Here is a 14,068-nt window from a genome sequence, read left to right as displayed (position 1 = left end):
GTGTCCTCGGGGTCGGCCACGGGCGGGCGGTGCCTGCCGGGCGCATCGGGGCCGGCCGGCGCGGCCGGGGCGGATGCGGCGGCCGGTCGGACCGTCGGTTCGGAGGCGGTCCGGGCACCGCTGCGCAGTGGCCCGATGGGGGCTGCGCGACCGTGGAACATTTCCTCCACCGTCTCCCCTCCCACGTCCCGAACACATGAGCCCCTGGTCCCGGCCGGGGCCCGCGTCCCGGCCCCGGGCGGCGGCGGGCGAAGCCGAAAAGCCACTGGTGCGCCCGCGCCCGTTCGGACAGGCTGCCGCGCATGGACTGGATGCCCCTGCTCTCCACACTGACCGGTGCCGTGATCGGCATCACCGCCACCCTGGTCGCCGACCGCACCCGCTGGCGGCGTGAGGAGGCCCGGCAGGCGCTGGACCTGCGGCGCGAGGTGTACACGCAGTTCGTCAGCGCGCTCAAGGCCGCGGGGGAGGAGATCCGGGCGGTCGCGCTGGGCGACCACCTGTCCGAGTCGGCGCGTGACGCGGCCGTGCGGGAGGCCTTCCGCGCCACCGGCCTCTACACCGCGAGCGAGCGGCTCTGGCTGGTCGGGCCGCCGCAGGTCGTCGCGGCCGGGAACGAGGCGTTCCGCAGCCTGCGCCGCCTCCGCGACGCCTACGCGGCCGGGGCCGCCGTCGGCTCCGCCGAGGACGCGTCCCTGATCGCGCTGCGCCGTACGGCGATGGGCCGGATGCGCGGCCTCATGCGCGAGGACCTGGGGATCGGCCCGCTGGGGATCGAGTGACCGAGGAGGGTCCGCCGGTGCCCCGGGTGGTTCCCGGGGCACCGGCGGTGCGGGTCAGCGCGCCGGTCAGCGCGCCGTCACCGGGTCGGCGCCGAGCCACCAGGCGGGGTTGGCGGTGCCGTCGGTGGTCCGGCCGTCGTCGTGCACGTAGTACCGGGCGTCCCGGCCGGGCTCGGCCAGTTCGCCGGCCAGCGCGCGCTCCAGCCACTCCGCGCCGAACCGGAAGACCTCGGCCGCGACGCCGCCCAACGGGTGGAACTCGCCTTCGTAGACCCGCATCTCCTTGGGTGCGGTGATCAGTTCGTAGCCGGCCAGCGCCTGCTCCAGCCGGGTCAGCTCGTCGAACTCGCCGATGCCCACCAGGGTCGGGCAGGTGATCCCGGTGACCAGGTCGCCGAGCGGCAGCCGGTCGGCCAGTTCGCGGTCGAAGGCCTGCTCGTCGGTGTATCCGGTCATGTACATGAAGTTGTGCTTGAAGCCGGGCTGGGCCCGCTCGAAGATGGTGTGGAAGTCGCCGGTGACGGCCTCGAAGGCGGCCAGCGCGGCGAGCCGCGGGTCGGTGGCGGCGGCGCGCATGCCCCAGTACCCGCTCATGCTGATGCCGAACATGCCGATCCGCGCCGGGTCGACCTCGGGGAGGCCGGCCAGGTAGTCGACGTAGCGGCTCACCGCCCGCTCGTAGTTGGTGAGGTCGAGGGTCAGCCCGTTCGCCCGGGACTCGCCCTGCCCCGGCCCCTCGATGGAGAGCGCCACGATGCCCCGGGAGGTGTAGTACCGCTCGGCGGCGAAGATGTAGTCCTCCTTGATCATGTCCATCCCCGGGCCGAGGATGACCGCGGAGGCCCGCTCGACCCGCCCGGGCGGCAGGTGGAGCAGGGCGTAGACGTGCCGTCCCTCGAACTCCAGCTCCACCCGGCGCACGCGGTGGCCGCGCAGCTCGCCGAGCCGCGCCACGCAGTGGTCGGCGCGCTCGCGGAAGGCGGTCTTGCGCGGGTCGGTGGCGTCGAGGAACGAGTACTGGGCACGGCCCCACATCACGGCGGCCCGCTGGTAGAGGTCGGCGGCGGTGCGGCCGAAGCCCTCGCGCTCGTGGTGGGCGGCCCGCTGCTCGGCCTGTCCGGCGACGGTGGCCCAGGCCTTGGGCAGCATCGCGCCGCTGCGGACCAGTGCGAAGACCTTGTCGAAGTCGGTGTGGTCGTGGCCCAGCTGCTCCATCGTGCCCTTGGCCTGCGGGTGCAGGGCGTCGAAACCGCCCTGGGCGAGGGCGGTGTCCAGGGCCCAGCTCTGTCCGGTCGATCGGACGGTCATGGCTTGCTCTCTTTCGGCAGAAGTGTCGGCACTCGGTGGTAAGTACTTAACTATTAAGTACTTATGCTTGACCCGGCTGTCAACCCCGACCCCCGAGGAGAGAGGATCACCCCATGACCGAATCGCATCCGGCCCGGTCGGACCGGGCCCGGCCCGGAGCGGAGCCGGCCGAACGCGCCGCCGCGCTCGACGCGCTGGCCCGCGCCGCGTACAGCCTCAGCGCCGCCGACGCCCGCCTGCGCGGGCGCGCCACCCGCTCGCCGGGCGCGCTCTCGCTCACCCATGCCCGGGCCCTGCGCGTCCTGGCCGACGAGGGCCCGATTCCGGTCAGCCGGCTCGCGGCCGGGACGGAGACCACCGCCGCCGCGGCGACGCAGCTGGTCAACGGCCTGGTCGAGGCCGGGTATGTCACCCGCGAGCGGCCGGCCCACGATCGCCGCTCCGTCCTCGTCGGCCTCACCGCGGCCGGCCGCGAGCGGCACCTCCAGCGCCAGCAGGCGTTGCACGCCGATCTGGACCGCCTGGTCGCCGGGCTCGACGACGCCACCGTGGCGGCGGCGGCCACGGTGCTGCGCGGACTCGCCGGGATCTACGACGGGCTCTGACGGCGGGATCTACGAGCGGCTCCGACGGCGGGATCCGCGAAGGGCTCCGGCGGCCGGTGCGGCCGGAGCCCGGCGCCGCCAGAGCCGCAGCCATAGGTTGGATCTATGAGGTCATAGCCCCGGACCCCCTACACCGGTGCACACTGCCCGGGTTTGCTTCAACCATCCGTCTGCCGCTCGCCCGCCCGGAGGAACACCACCATGCCCCGCCCGATCCGCATCGCGATCGTCGGAGCCGGCCCCGCCGGCATCTACGCCGCAGACGCCCTGCTCAAGTCCGACGCCGCCCTGGAGCCCGGGGTCTCGATCGACCTCTTCGAGCGGATGCCCGCGCCGTTCGGGCTGATCCGCTACGGCGTCGCCCCCGACCACCCCCGGATCAAGGGCATCGTCACCGCGCTGCACCAGGTCCTGGAGAAGCCCGGGATACGCCTGTTCGGCAACGTCGACTACCCGGGCGACCTCACCCTGGACGACCTGCACCGGTTCTACGACGCCACGGTCTTCGCCACCGGCGCGACGGCCGACCGGCCGCTCGACATCCCCGGTGTCGGCCTGGACGGCTCCTACGGCGCCGCCGACTTCGTCTCCTGGTACGACGGGCACCCCGACGTCCCGCGGACCTGGCCGCTGGAGGCCGAGAAGGTCGCCGTCCTCGGCGCGGGCAACGTGGCGCTGGACGTGGCCCGCATCCTCGCCAAGACCGCCGACGAGCTGCTCCCCACCGAGATCCCGCCGAACGTCCACGCCGGTCTGCGGGCCAACCGGGCGCTGGAGGTGCACGTCTTCGGCCGGCGCGGCCCGGCCCAGGCCAAGTTCAGCCCGATGGAACTGCGTGAGCTCGACCACTCCCCGACCATCGAGGTCGTCGTCGACCCCGAGGACATCGAGTACGACGAGGGCTCGATCGCCGAGCGCCGGGGCAGCAAGCACGCCGACATGGTCGCCTCCACCATCGAGAACTGGGCCATCCGCGACATCGGTGACCGGCCGCACCGGGTCCACCTGCACTTCTTCGAGTCCCCCGTCGAGGTGATCGGCGAGGACGGCCGGGTCAGCGGCCTGCGCACCGAGCGCACCGAACTCGACGGCACCGGCAACGTCCGGGGCACCGGCCGCTTCACCGACTGGGACGTCCAGGCCGTCTACCGGGCCATCGGCTACTACTCCGACGAGCTGCCGAAGGTGCCCTTCGACCCGATCAGCGGCACCGTGCCCAACGAGGCCGGCCGCGTCCTGGCCGCCGACGGCTCCCACCAGGACGCCACCTACGTGACCGGCTGGATCAAGCGCGGTCCCGTCGGTCTGATCGGCCACACCAAGGGCGACGCCAACGAGACCGTCGCCTGCCTGCTGGCCGACCACGCCGCCGGCCGCCTCCCCGGCGCCGTCGAGCCCGAGCCCGACGCGGTGGTGGCCCACCTGAGGGACCGGGGCGTCCGGTTCACCACCTGGGAGGGCTGGAAGGAGCTCGACGCGCACGAGCGCGAGCTCGGCACCCCCGAGGGGCGCGAGCGCGTCAAGGTCGTCGACCGCGAGGAGATGCTCCGCCACAGCGGCGCCTGACAGCGCCCGCGGCGTCACCGCGCCCGACGGACCGCCGGCGGGGCGGACGGTGCCCGACCGTCCGCCCCGCCGGCGTCCGCCGGGCCCGCAACCGGGCGGGGGTCTGCTGCGTCCGAACGAGGTGGGGTAGGGTCGCCGGACCACACCCGTTGACCCAGGGGGAGGGCCGGCCCGGCGCCATGACCAGGGAACTTGCCAAGGCTTCACGCGTGCGGATAGCCGATCTGACGCCCGGGACGGACCTCTATCTCGGTGTCCGGCTGAGCGGACCGGGGCTGGTGTTCGACATCAGCTGCTTCGGTCTGGACGCGGATCAGCGGCTCAGCGACGACCGTTACTTCGTCTTCTTCAACCAGCCCGCCAGTCCCGAGGGCTCGGTGCGGCTGCTGGGCCCGCGGTCCGGTGACACCGAGGCGTTCCGGATCGTGCTGCCGGACGTCCCGGCGGCCGTCGACCGGCTGAGCCTGACCGCGACCATCGACGGCGACGGCCGGATGTCGCAGGTCACCTCCGGGTGCGTGCGGCTGGTCGTGGACGGTACGGAGGTCGGCCGGTACTCCTTCACCGGCGCGGAGTTCAGCACCGAGCGCGCGGTGATGCTGGCGGACCTCTACCGGCGCGACGGGGAGTGGCGCATCACGCCGGTCGGCCAGGGCTTCGACGGGGGGCTGCGGGCGCTGCTGGAGAACTTCGGCGGCGAGGCACTGGAGGAGGACCCCGGGCAGAGCGCGGGCGGGCTCCAGGACGCGTCGGCCCCCGCCGCCCCGGTGCCCGCCGTCCAGGTGGCCACGCCGCAGCTGCCGGTCCAGCCGCCCACGCCGCCCGGCGTCCGGATCTCCCTGGTCAAGTACGCCGAGGTCCCCGAGCGGACCGGGTGGGTGCAGCAGAACGACCACCTCGTCCGCTACACCCTGAGCAAGGGTCAGGACGTCCTCGCCCTGCACGGCAGCATGGTGGCCTACCAGGGCAGGGCCGAGTTCGCCCACGAGAGCTCCGGCATGCTGCGCAAGCTGACCGGCAACCTCACCGGCCAGACGCTCAAGCTGATGCGGGTCTCCGGTGAGGGGCAGGTGTTCCTGGCCGACGAGGCCGCCCACCTGCACGTGGTGCGGCTGGAGGGCGACGCCATCTGCGTCAGCTCCGACCGGGTGCTGGCCTTCGACGCCAACCTGGAGCACGAGGTCCGCCGGATCGAGGGCGAGGGCCTGCCGAACGGAGGCTTCTTCACGCTCCAGTTCAGCGGCCACGGCACGGTGGTGGTGAAGACCAACGGCATCCCGGTGGTGCTGCCGGTGACCCCGGCGCCCGAGACGTACGCCGACGTCCACGCGCTGGTCGCGTGGTCGCGCGGGGCCCAGGTGATCACCACGGCCCCGGTCCGGATCAGGCGCTCGGCCTACGCGGGACACGCCGCGGAGTCGTACAGCCTTCAGTTCAGGGGCGGGCCGGGCAACTTCGTCGTCGTCCAGCCGTTCGAGATCTGAGCGGGCGCGGCGCCCGGGTACAAGGAGGTGGGAATGGAGCGGCAGGTGCTCTCGGGCACGTACCTTCAGGGGTACGCGGCCTCGCCGGTCACGGCACGGATGAGCAACCACGGCGGGGCGATGTGCCGGGTCGTGGTGACGGGCACGCAGGACGTGCTCGCCAAGCCCGGGGCGATGGTGGCCTACGACGGCTTCCTCCAGTACGAGGCGGTGTCGCAGTCGCTGCGCCGGTCGCTCGGTGAGTGGGCGTCGGGGGAGCGCAGCCCGCTGCTGCGCTGGTTCGGCGACGGCACGCTCTACCTGGCCGACTTCGGCGCGGACGTGCTCAACCTCCAGCTCGACGACGAGTCGCTGAGCGTCAACGGCTCGCACCTGCTGGCCCTGGACGCCTCGCTGGGCTGCGCCGTCGAGAAGGTCAAGGGGCCGGCGCTGATGGCCGGGACGGGCCTGTACAACGTCACCGTGAGCGGCAGCGGCTGGGTGTCGGTCACCTCGCGCGGGGTCCCGGTGGTGCTGGACTGCGCGGAGGCCGAGACCTATGTCGACCCGGACGCGCTGGTGGCCTGGACCACCGGGCTGGAGATCAAGACCCGGCGGACCCTCAAGGTCGGCTCGCTGATCGGCCGGGGCAGCGGGGAGGCGGTCCAACTGGGCTTCAAGGGCTCGGGTTTCGTCATCGTCCAGCCCAGTGAGGACACCTCCGACCGACTCAAGATCCGCGGCTGAGCAGCCCGCGGCCAAGGAGCAGCGATCACCGTGCGCAGTCCCCTTCTCGACCACACCGCCCTCGCCGGCGACGAGCGTTTCGCCCTCCAGAACCCGCAGTTGCTGCGGGTCGCGCTGGACGGGCGGGCCGAGGTGCTGGCCCGTAGCGGCGCGATGGTCGCGCACACCGGCCGGGTGCAGTTCACCGGGTGGACCGAGCCCGGCCGCCGGGGCCGCAACCGGCAGCAGTCCCAGCACCAGCAGCATCAGCCCCAGCACCCGCAGGCGGGTCAGCGCCCGCCCGCCCTGGACCTGATGCGCTGCGCCGGCACCGGCACGGTCTACCTCGCCAACCTCGCCCAGCACCTGCACATCCTCGACCTCCGGCGCGAGCGGCTGACGATCACCAGCAGCTACATCCTGGCCCTGGACACCACCATCCAGTGGCAGGCGGTCGACATCGAGGGCGGTGAGCGGATCTCCGGCGTCGGCCGGCACAGCCTGGAGCTGTCCGGCAGCGGCACGCTGGTGGTGATGACCTCCGGCCTGCCGTTGGTGATGCCGGTGCGCGCGGGCGAGTACGTCTACGCGGACGCCGACGCGGTGGTCGGCTGGTCCTCTGCCCTGGACGTCCAACTCCAGGCGCAGAGCAGCAACACCGAGGCCTGGCGCCGCCGGGGCACCGCCACGGAGGGCTGGGAACTGTCCTTCACCGGTGACGGCTTCGTCATCGTCCAGCCCAGCGAACTCCTGCCGCCGCAGCGGGTGCCGGTGCGCTGACGGCCGCCGTCCCGGGCCGCGGCCCGGTGGGCTCCGAGGCCGGGCCGAGCGGCTGCCGGGCGAGGTCAGCCCGTGCGGTAGGAGATCACGAAGTCGTCGAAGGCGTGCCGTCCGGGCCGGGCGGCCACCTCGTCGAGCGCGCGGCGGATGTCGTGCAGCTGGGCGACCGTCATCTGCAGGGGCGGCTCGTCGGGCTGGTACGTGTACCGGATCGGGTAGTCCACCCCCGGCTGGTCGGTCATCTCGATGTGGCAGCCGAGGACATGGGTGACCGGGTGCGCGGCGGTGAAGGCGATCAGCCGGTCGATCGTCGCGACATAGGCGTCCCAGTCGGCGATGTAGAGCCGCCCCGGGTACACGGTGTCGCCGGTGAGCAGGAAGCCGGTGAACGCGTCGTAGTAGGTGATGGCGGCCTCGTGGTGACCGGGACTGGTCAGGCAGGTCAGCACCCGCCCGCCGAGGTCCAGCCGGGCCGGCCGGTCGGGGTCCTCGCCCAGCCCGAGGAACGCCCGGACGGTGTCGGGCGCCGCGTCCACCACCACCGTGTCGGGCCGTCCGGCGAACTGTGCGTCCGCCGCGATGTGGTCGCCGTGGCCGTGGCTGTGCAGGACGAGCAACTGGTAGCCGGCCCGCGGATGGCGGGCGAGCCACCGTGCGACCAGCTCGTCGACGACGCGGCGGAGCGGGAAGTACGTGGGGGACGCGGTGGCGCCGGTGTCGAGCAGGACCGCGCGGTGGTTGCCGAAGAGCAGGAAGAGGAACGGGGCCTCGTAGTTGACGGCCATGTTCTGCCGGAGGATCACGGTGTGCTCGTCGTAGTGGTGGACCTGGAGCTCCGGGTCGGTGTTGTGCTTCGCCGACTCCGACCCGTGGATCCAGCGCACGTCGAGGGAGCGTCCCGCGTCCCGGGTGGCCGGGTCCGTGAAGTCGATCGGGTTCGGTGCGGAGGTCATCAGGTCTCCCGTCGGTGTCGTTCGCACCGGCCGGGACGCGATCCGCCCCCCGTCCGGTGCCGGCTCGGCCGGGAGCCGCCGTCGCGAACCTATCAGGTGGCTCCGGGCGGGTCGGCCGGGGTCGGAGTGGTCCCGGTCCGGACCGGTTCCGGGCGGTCGGGATACCCCCTCCGGTATATTTGCCGGGAGTGGCCCGTCGGGCCGTCGAGAGAGGAGAGCGTCGTGTGTCGACGCGTTGTCTGCCGGACCTGCGGCAAGCCGGGCTATGCCGGCTGCGGCCTGCACGTGGAGCAGGTGCTGGCCGGAGTGCGCCCGTCCGACCGTTGTGACTGCGGGAAGGGCGCCGGGAAGGGCGGCGGCTGGCTGGGACGGCTGTTCGGCCGCCGCTGAGCCGGGCCGGCGACCCCTCGCCCCGGCGGCCCCCTCCGCACTGGGGAGGGCGGAAGGGCGCCGGACCGGAGGGTCCCGGGCGGGGGCGTGCCTACGGGTTGATGCCGTCGAACTGGCGGACCCAGTACGGCGGCTCGTGGACCACCCCGGGCCACTGCGAGACGATCAGGGTGAGGCTGCTGGGGCCCGCGCTGCCGGGGTGGAGGTAGCCGCCGTACAGGTTCGGCACCTGCGGCTTGCCCAGGTGGCTCGGCGGCCGGGCGTGGTCGGCCGGGCGTGGTCGGCCGCGGGCCTGCGCCGCGCGCGTCGCCGGGGCCCGGCCCGGGTAAGGGGAGCCCACGGGGGTGAGGAGCATGCGGGGTGGGCCGGGGGCGGTACTCGTGGTTCCGGCGGTGGCGGTCTGCTGGCTGGCCCCCGCCGTGCTGAGTGCCTGGGGGATCTTCGCGCTGCGGGACCACGGCCTGGCCCCGGCGGCGGCCGTGGGCTTCGGCGTGATCGTGCTGGGCTGGCTGGTGGGCGTGGTCCGGCTGCTCAAGAACGACGCGGGCCGGACGGCGGTGGCCCTGTTCTGCCTGCTGGCGGCGTGGATCATCCTGGTGGTCTCCGGGCTCAACGTGCAGGACCAGCGGCTCCTGCACGAACGCGGCGTCGTCTCGGACGGTGAGGTGGTCCGGACGACCGTCACCTCCGACCCGATGGCCGGGCAGGGACCGGCGGTGACCGCGGTCGACGTGCGGCTGGCCGACGGGACGACGGTCAGGGGCATCGGGACCAGGGGTGACCACCCGGCTCTGGGCGACCGGCTCCGGGTGACCGTGGATCCGCGCGGCACGGTCGCCCCCCGGCTGGGCCCGCGCCCCGACGCGGTGGACTGGACGGTGCCCGTCCTGCTGCTGGTCGTCATGGCCGGGTGCGCGTTGGTCGCCGGCGCGGCGGTCGACGAGCTCTGACCGGTCGTGCCGGCCCGCGCGCGGGCGGGGGCGGCGGTCGCCCGTGAGGGCGCCCGGATCAGAGCCGGGCGGGGCCGATCTCGGCGGAGCCCCCGGCGCACGGGGGAGCGGCGCGGCGGCACTCGGGACAGTCGGCGACCGGCACGACGGCCGGTTCGTGCCGGGTGAGCAGCGACCAGAGCACCCAGCCGGTGAGTCCGGTGCGGGTGACCGCGACCTTGCCCCAGCGGGTGCCGAGCGGTGAGGTCCAGCTGTCCAGGATCTCGACCCGGTCGCCACAGTGGGTCAGGCCGAGGACGGTGTCGTTGACCGAGTGGTCGCGGCGGACGTTGGCGGCGCCGGCCGCGACCTCCCAGCCGGCGTGGCCGCTCTCGGGCGGCCGGGGCCCGGGGCGCGCCTCGGCCGGGTGGTCGCCGCCGGCGGCCACCGCCGGGAGGATCAGGATCGTCAGGGACAGGACCGCCGAGGCGACCCGTCCGATCAGGCGCACCGGGGCCTCGGTGGATCGGTCGGTGTGGGCATGTACGGCAGAACGATCCGGCCATGCGGGTGCGGACCGTTTTCGGCCGGGACCCACTCGGACGGCGGCTGCCGACTCGGTCGATCGGGTGGTGTCCGGGGCCGGGAGGCTGACGGCGGGGAGCGCGCGGCCCGCGGTGCCCGCGCTCCGCGCCGCGCGCCGACCGGCCCCGGACCCCGCTGCGCACCGGGGCCCCGGTGCGCAGCGGGCCGGTGGTCAGGAGATGCTGAACTGCGTGCCGTAGACGGCCCAGTGGAGCGGGGTGTCGAGGTCGAGGTTGCCGGCCCGGAGGAACACCCGCTGGGCGGTGTCGATGCGGCTGGTGTCGCTGTGCGCGGGCTCGGTGACCATCTCGGCGTTGCGGGCGTCGAGGAAGGCCTCCAGGTAGGCGGTCTCGTCGCCGCCCTGGGACGGCGGGGTGGCCTTGGCCAGCGCCTCCCGGCGGATCTTGGCCAGACCGTCGGGGCCGTGGACGACGGCCGCGTCGTAGTAGGCGAACTGGCCGAGTGCGCGGAGCCCGTCCTGCTTGGCCCGGGAGACGGCGGGGTCGAAGTAGACCCGGTCGAGCTCGTGCAGCTGGGCCTGCTGGAAGGCGGGATCGCCGGCGGCCTCGGCCCAGGCCGCCGTGAAGCCCGGGTCCAGGCCCTCGTGGGAGGCGCTGCCGTTGACCTGGCGCAGGGCCGGCAGATAGGAGGCCAGCGGGTTGTCGGGGACGGCGTCGGTGTAGTGCTGGACCAGGTCGAGCATGTCGCCCGTCCCGGAGCAGAAGCCGATCAGGCCGGCCGTGTAGCCGCGCCCGTCGTTGATGTCCTCGATGTAGCCGAACTGCGCCCGCCAGTTGAGCGAGGAGTTCTCCGCGCTGGAGACCAGCTGCATCGCGACGTCCTTCTTCTCGGGGCTGCCGAGGTCGGAGGCCGCGACGGCGCGGGCGGCGGCGGCCGCGACCGGGCGCGGCTCGGAGGCGTCGGCGGTGGCGGTGAGCGCACCGGCGGTCAGGCCTGCCACCAGGAGCGCGGCGGCTGCGGCGCGGGCGGGGCGGCGCCCGCCGCGGTCGGTCCGGCTGTGGGTCATGAGCTTCTCCGTTTCGTCGTCCGGCCTGGTGGGGGGCGGGCAGGGGCAGGGCCTGCCGGTCAGGTCCGGAATAGTTAGGTAACTTTCCTAACGAAAGGTAGTGAGGGGTGCGGGCCGTGACAAGGGGATGGCCGGGGTTTTCTCAGGATCTCCCAGGAACCTCCCAGGAATGCTCCGGCGCCGCCCGTTCGCCGTCCCGCCGCGAAGGTGGGGCCGGGTGTGGGGCCGGGGCGGGTCTCCGGTCGGACCCGGGTGTGCCGGGCGGGCGCGGGGTGGCGTCACCGTGCGGGCTCGGGGTGCGGCGCGGGCCGGGGCGAAGCCGCCGTGAGGGTCGGGGGGTGAGTGGTCGACGGCGGCCGTCGGCCGTGAGGTGCGGCAACCCGCCCGGCGGGCAGCGGGGTTCGCAGCCGCGTGCGGCGCGGGGCGGGGGCTCGGGGCCGGGGCCGGGGGCGACGGCGGGGGTGCGGCCCGGACGGTGCCGCGCCCCCGGGTCCGTCAGCCGCGCGGGCGCCGCCCGACCCGCCACGCCCACAGGACGAGCGGCACCTGGAGCGGCAGCCGGGCCGCGGCCAGGGCCGGCAGCGGTGCCGGCCGGTGTCGCCAGTCGCGGGCCATCTTCACGTTGGCCGGGAAGACGGCGACGAACAGGCCCGTCGCGGCGAGCGCCCCGACCCGCCTGGTGCGCGGTACGGCGACCGCCGCGCCGATGGCGAGTTCGGCGACGCCGCTCGCGTACGTCCAGCCCCGCCGGCTGCCCGGCAGCCGCTTCGGCACGATCGCGTCGAACGGGCGGGGCGCGGCGAAATGCAGCACCCCGACGCCGAGCAGCAGGCCGCTCAGGAGCCGGGCGGAGGTTCTCGATCGCTTCACAGTCACTCCTTGGACGAGGTGTGCGAGGTGTGCGGCGTGCCCCGCCCAGCCGTGGTTACCGAACAGTAGCGTTCCGTCGTCCGAGCGGGAAGCCGCGCCGGCGCTCCTGGCGGGGGCGCCCTGGCCCGGACGTCGGCGACCGGGCGGTCATGGACAGCACGGTCATTGACAGGCGGTGGCGCGGCTCGGTGTAATCCGGTGCGCAGGGAGGCAGCGGGCGGCGGTACGGCCGGCCCGTGCGGTCGCTCCCGGGGAAGGCAGGACGTCGTGGACGCGGAGACCGGGCCGGAGGCGGCCGGCGAGTCGGCGATCGCGGCGCTCTACGCGCGCGACCGGGCCTGCCACACACTCGGCATCACCCTCGACGAGGTGTCCGCGGGGCGGGCGCTCATGCGCATGCGGGTGAGCGCGGACATGGTGAACGGCCATGGGACGGCGCACGGCGGCTTCCTGTTCCTGTTCGCCGACGCGGCGTTCTCCTACGCCTGCAACAGCCACGGCCCGGTGACCGTCGCGCAGGCCGCGCAGGTGACCTTCCTGGCCCCGGCCGGGGTCGGCGACGAGCTGGTGGCCGAGGCGGTCGAGCGGACCCGCTCCGGGCGGCAGGGAATCTACGACGTGACCGTCCGGCAGGCCGCGGGGCGGGTCGTCGCGGAGTTCCGCGGGCAGAGCGTGGTCATCGCCGGCCGGCCGCAGGCGGGCTGACCGGGCCGGCCGCCGACCGGGCCGGCCCCGCGCCTGCCGGGCCGGTCGGTGCCCCGGCCGTCGGCCTCAGTCGCGGGGCCGCTCGTCCACCACCTGCTGGAGCTTGCCCGTGCGGGGGTTGGTGGCCAGTTCGGCCCGGGGCACCCACGCGACGGCGAGGTGGTGGATGGCGCCGGACGCCACCTCGGCCGGGTAGAGCGGGAGGGCCGCGTACACGGCCGCGACGAGTCGCTCGCCCAGCTCGCCCGGGTCCGCCGGCGGCCGCCCGGTGTACCCCAGCCGCAGGACGAGGCCGTCCCGCCCGTCCCAGCGGCGCTGCACCATCTGCAGGCCCGAGATGACGCGGTCCGGGTCGGCGGCCAGCAGCACCGCGCGGATCTCCTCGGTCGGCAGGGCGACCGTGCCGACGCGCGCGCCCTCGTTCGACCGGCCGACCAGCCGGAACCGCCCGCGCTCCGGGTCGACCCATTCGGCGCGGTCGCCGGTCGGGTACCGGAGGATCGGCATCAGGGTGCGGAACAGGTTGGTGACCACGACCCGGCCGGGCACGCCCGCGGCGGTGATCGGCTCGCCGGTCACGTCGTCGACCAGTTCCACCACGGTGCGCTCCGCGAAGGCCTCGTGGACGCGGACGTCGTCGCCCGGCACCGGCGCGCCGACCAGGCCCGCGTCGTTGGAGGCGTAGCCGACCGAGGAGACGGCGGCCTTCGGGAAGGCCTGCGCCAGGACCGGCCGCAGGTCGGCGAAGAGCAGGTCGCCGCCGAACAGCAGCAGCTCCACGGAGTCGGCGCTCTGCCCGCGGCGGACGAGGCACTCGGCCACCGCGCTGAGCTTCATCGGTTCGCCCGCGAGGACGTGGACGCCGAAGCCGGCGATCAGGTCGGCGACGTAGTCGTCGGGCGCGGCACAGCCGACCGGCAGGCGGACGTTCTCCACCGGGGCGTGGTGCAGGGCGTTCTCGATGTAGAGGAAGCCGCCGTAGAGTTCGCCGGCGCAGAACAGGTTGGCCACCCGGTGGCCGGGCTTCAGGCCGGCCCGGACCATGCCCGCGCCGAAGGCGGTGACCGAGTCGGCGTGTTCGGCGCGCGACCAGGGGGAGAACTTCGGGACCCCGGTGGTGCCGCCGGTCTTGTAGACGCCGGCGTCGGTGAGCGGGCCGGTGAGCAGGCGGTTGTCCGGCCAGGTGTTCGCGGCCCAGAAGGCGCCCTGGTCGATGAGGGGGAGTTCGGTGAGGTGCGAGATCGTCCGCGGCACGTCGCGGTAGGCCTCCGCGTAGAACGGCGAGTGGACGCGGGCGAAGTCGACCAGCTCCTGAAGCGATTTCGCGGGCACTGCTTCTCCTGTCGGTCGGTGGTGGATCGAGGAGTGACGTTGCGTCG

General features: G+C 74.2%; 16 protein-coding genes. 9 read left to right on the top strand and 7 right to left on the bottom strand.

Translation table 11 applies throughout. The annotated features are described in order from the left end of the window. Positions 1 to 302 precede the first annotated feature (302 nt). Positions 303 to 782: a hypothetical protein gene (locus tag ACIQTO_RS28665; RefSeq protein ID WP_402393813.1), complete on the top strand. Its 480-nt coding sequence runs from the start codon at positions 303 to 305 to the stop codon at positions 780 to 782. A 66-nt stretch (positions 783 to 848) separates the two neighbouring features. Here ACIQTO_RS28665 and ACIQTO_RS28660 read toward each other — a convergent pair whose 3' ends face one another. Further along, positions 849 to 2,090 carry an alpha/beta hydrolase gene (locus ACIQTO_RS28660; RefSeq protein ID WP_402393811.1) on the bottom strand — a complete coding sequence of 414 codons (1,242 nt, stop codon included), beginning with the start codon at positions 2,088 to 2,090 and terminating at the stop codon, positions 849 to 851. A gap of 113 nt (positions 2,091 to 2,203) precedes the next feature. On the opposite strand from ACIQTO_RS28660, the gene ACIQTO_RS28655 reads away from it, so the two are divergent. The 5 genes from ACIQTO_RS28655 (at position 2,204) to ACIQTO_RS28635 (ending at position 7,230) form a co-directional block, all read left to right on the top strand. Continuing rightward, positions 2,204 to 2,695 (top strand): MarR family winged helix-turn-helix transcriptional regulator, encoded by a 492-nt coding sequence (locus ACIQTO_RS28655; protein ID WP_402393808.1) that lies wholly within the window; start codon positions 2,204 to 2,206, stop codon positions 2,693 to 2,695. A gap of 201 nt (positions 2,696 to 2,896) precedes the next feature. Beyond that, positions 2,897 to 4,261: an FAD-dependent oxidoreductase gene (locus ACIQTO_RS28650; protein ID WP_402393805.1), complete on the top strand. Its 1,365-nt coding sequence runs from the start codon at positions 2,897 to 2,899 to the stop codon at positions 4,259 to 4,261. Between the two features lie 179 nt (positions 4,262 to 4,440). Next, the gene (locus ACIQTO_RS28645; protein ID WP_402393802.1) at positions 4,441 to 5,745 is read left to right on the top strand and encodes a TerD family protein; all 1,305 of its coding nucleotides are present in this window, start codon (positions 4,441 to 4,443) and stop codon (positions 5,743 to 5,745) included. Between the two features lie 33 nt (positions 5,746 to 5,778). Next, positions 5,779 to 6,471 (top strand): AIM24 family protein, encoded by a 693-nt coding sequence (locus ACIQTO_RS28640; RefSeq protein WP_402393799.1) that lies wholly within the window; start codon positions 5,779 to 5,781, stop codon positions 6,469 to 6,471. Between the two features lie 30 nt (positions 6,472 to 6,501). Continuing rightward, positions 6,502 to 7,230, top strand: coding sequence for an AIM24 family protein (locus tag ACIQTO_RS28635; protein ID WP_402393796.1), 729 nt, complete (start codon positions 6,502 to 6,504; stop codon positions 7,228 to 7,230). A gap of 65 nt (positions 7,231 to 7,295) precedes the next feature. On the opposite strand, the gene ACIQTO_RS28630 is transcribed toward ACIQTO_RS28635, so the two are convergent. Further along, positions 7,296 to 8,183 (bottom strand): MBL fold metallo-hydrolase, encoded by an 888-nt coding sequence (locus tag ACIQTO_RS28630; protein ID WP_402393793.1) that lies wholly within the window; start codon positions 8,181 to 8,183, stop codon positions 7,296 to 7,298. Positions 8,184 to 8,405: 222 nt separating this feature from the next. Here ACIQTO_RS28630 and ACIQTO_RS28625 point away from each other — a divergent pair, with 222 nt between their 5' ends. Next, positions 8,406 to 8,573, top strand: coding sequence for a hypothetical protein (locus ACIQTO_RS28625; protein WP_402393790.1), 168 nt, complete (start codon positions 8,406 to 8,408; stop codon positions 8,571 to 8,573). Positions 8,574 to 8,664: 91 nt separating this feature from the next. Here the strand turns inward: ACIQTO_RS28625 and ACIQTO_RS28620 are convergent, their stop codons facing one another. Beyond that, positions 8,665 to 8,928, bottom strand: coding sequence for a hypothetical protein (locus ACIQTO_RS28620; protein ID WP_402393787.1), 264 nt, complete (start codon positions 8,926 to 8,928; stop codon positions 8,665 to 8,667). On the opposite strand from ACIQTO_RS28620, the gene ACIQTO_RS28615 reads away from it, so the two are divergent. Continuing rightward, entirely contained in the window at positions 8,927 to 9,523 is a 597-nt protein-coding gene (locus ACIQTO_RS28615) for a hypothetical protein (protein WP_402393784.1), read from the top strand. The genes ACIQTO_RS28620 and ACIQTO_RS28615 overlap by 2 nt on opposite strands. Positions 9,524 to 9,581: 58 nt before the next feature. Here the strand turns inward: ACIQTO_RS28615 and ACIQTO_RS28610 are convergent, their stop codons facing one another. The 3 genes from ACIQTO_RS28610 to ACIQTO_RS28600 all read right to left on the bottom strand — a co-directional run bounded on the left by ACIQTO_RS28610 (position 9,582) and on the right by ACIQTO_RS28600 (position 11,984). After that, the gene (locus ACIQTO_RS28610; RefSeq protein ID WP_402393781.1) at positions 9,582 to 10,013 is read right to left on the bottom strand and encodes a hypothetical protein; all 432 of its coding nucleotides are present in this window, start codon (positions 10,011 to 10,013) and stop codon (positions 9,582 to 9,584) included. Positions 10,014 to 10,259: 246 nt separating this feature from the next. Then, entirely contained in the window at positions 10,260 to 11,114 is an 855-nt protein-coding gene (locus tag ACIQTO_RS28605; protein ID WP_402393778.1) for a chitosanase, read from the bottom strand. 495 nt (positions 11,115 to 11,609) lie between these two features. Continuing rightward, a complete protein-coding gene (locus tag ACIQTO_RS28600; RefSeq protein WP_402393776.1) occupies positions 11,610 to 11,984 on the bottom strand; it encodes a hypothetical protein in 375 nt (124 codons plus the stop codon). 267 nt (positions 11,985 to 12,251) lie between these two features. Here ACIQTO_RS28600 and paaI point away from each other — a divergent pair, with 267 nt between their 5' ends. Continuing rightward, complete coding sequence (gene paaI / locus ACIQTO_RS28595; protein WP_402393773.1) at positions 12,252 to 12,689, top strand: hydroxyphenylacetyl-CoA thioesterase PaaI; 438 nt, start codon at positions 12,252 to 12,254, stop codon at positions 12,687 to 12,689. Positions 12,690 to 12,755: 66 nt separating this feature from the next. Here paaI and ACIQTO_RS28590 read toward each other — a convergent pair whose 3' ends face one another. Then, the gene (locus tag ACIQTO_RS28590) at positions 12,756 to 14,021 is read right to left on the bottom strand and encodes a phenylacetate--CoA ligase family protein (RefSeq protein WP_402393770.1); all 1,266 of its coding nucleotides are present in this window, start codon (positions 14,019 to 14,021) and stop codon (positions 12,756 to 12,758) included. Positions 14,022 to 14,068: the final 47 nt, after the last annotated feature.

The organism is Kitasatospora sp. NPDC091207 (genome assembly GCF_044768625.1).
Taxonomy (GTDB): Bacteria; Actinomycetota; Actinomycetes; order Streptomycetales; family Streptomycetaceae; genus Kitasatospora.
This window is presented reverse-complemented; position numbering and strand designations above follow the sequence as displayed.

Bases quoted from the DNA above. Each gene is read 5' to 3' on its own strand.
- ACIQTO_RS28640 (WP_402393799.1), top strand. From the start codon at position 5,779: ATGGAGCGGCAGGTGCTCTCGGGCACGTACCTTCAGGGGTACGCGGCC.
- ACIQTO_RS28620 (WP_402393787.1), bottom strand. From the start codon at position 8,928: ATGCTCCTCACCCCCGTGGGCTCCCCTTACCCGGGCCGGGCCCCGGCG.
- ACIQTO_RS28630 (WP_402393793.1), bottom strand. From the start codon at position 8,183: ATGACCTCCGCACCGAACCCGATCGACTTCACGGACCCGGCCACCCGG.
- ACIQTO_RS28645 (WP_402393802.1), top strand. From the start codon at position 4,441: ATGACCAGGGAACTTGCCAAGGCTTCACGCGTGCGGATAGCCGATCTG.
- ACIQTO_RS28615 (WP_402393784.1), top strand. From the start codon at position 8,927: ATGCGGGGTGGGCCGGGGGCGGTACTCGTGGTTCCGGCGGTGGCGGTC.
- ACIQTO_RS28655 (WP_402393808.1), top strand. From the start codon at position 2,204: ATGACCGAATCGCATCCGGCCCGGTCGGACCGGGCCCGGCCCGGAGCG.
- ACIQTO_RS28650 (WP_402393805.1), top strand. From the start codon at position 2,897: ATGCCCCGCCCGATCCGCATCGCGATCGTCGGAGCCGGCCCCGCCGGC.
- ACIQTO_RS28665 (WP_402393813.1), top strand. From the start codon at position 303: ATGGACTGGATGCCCCTGCTCTCCACACTGACCGGTGCCGTGATCGGC.
- ACIQTO_RS28605 (WP_402393778.1), bottom strand. From the start codon at position 11,114: ATGACCCACAGCCGGACCGACCGCGGCGGGCGCCGCCCCGCCCGCGCC.
- ACIQTO_RS28660 (WP_402393811.1), bottom strand. From the start codon at position 2,090: ATGACCGTCCGATCGACCGGACAGAGCTGGGCCCTGGACACCGCCCTC.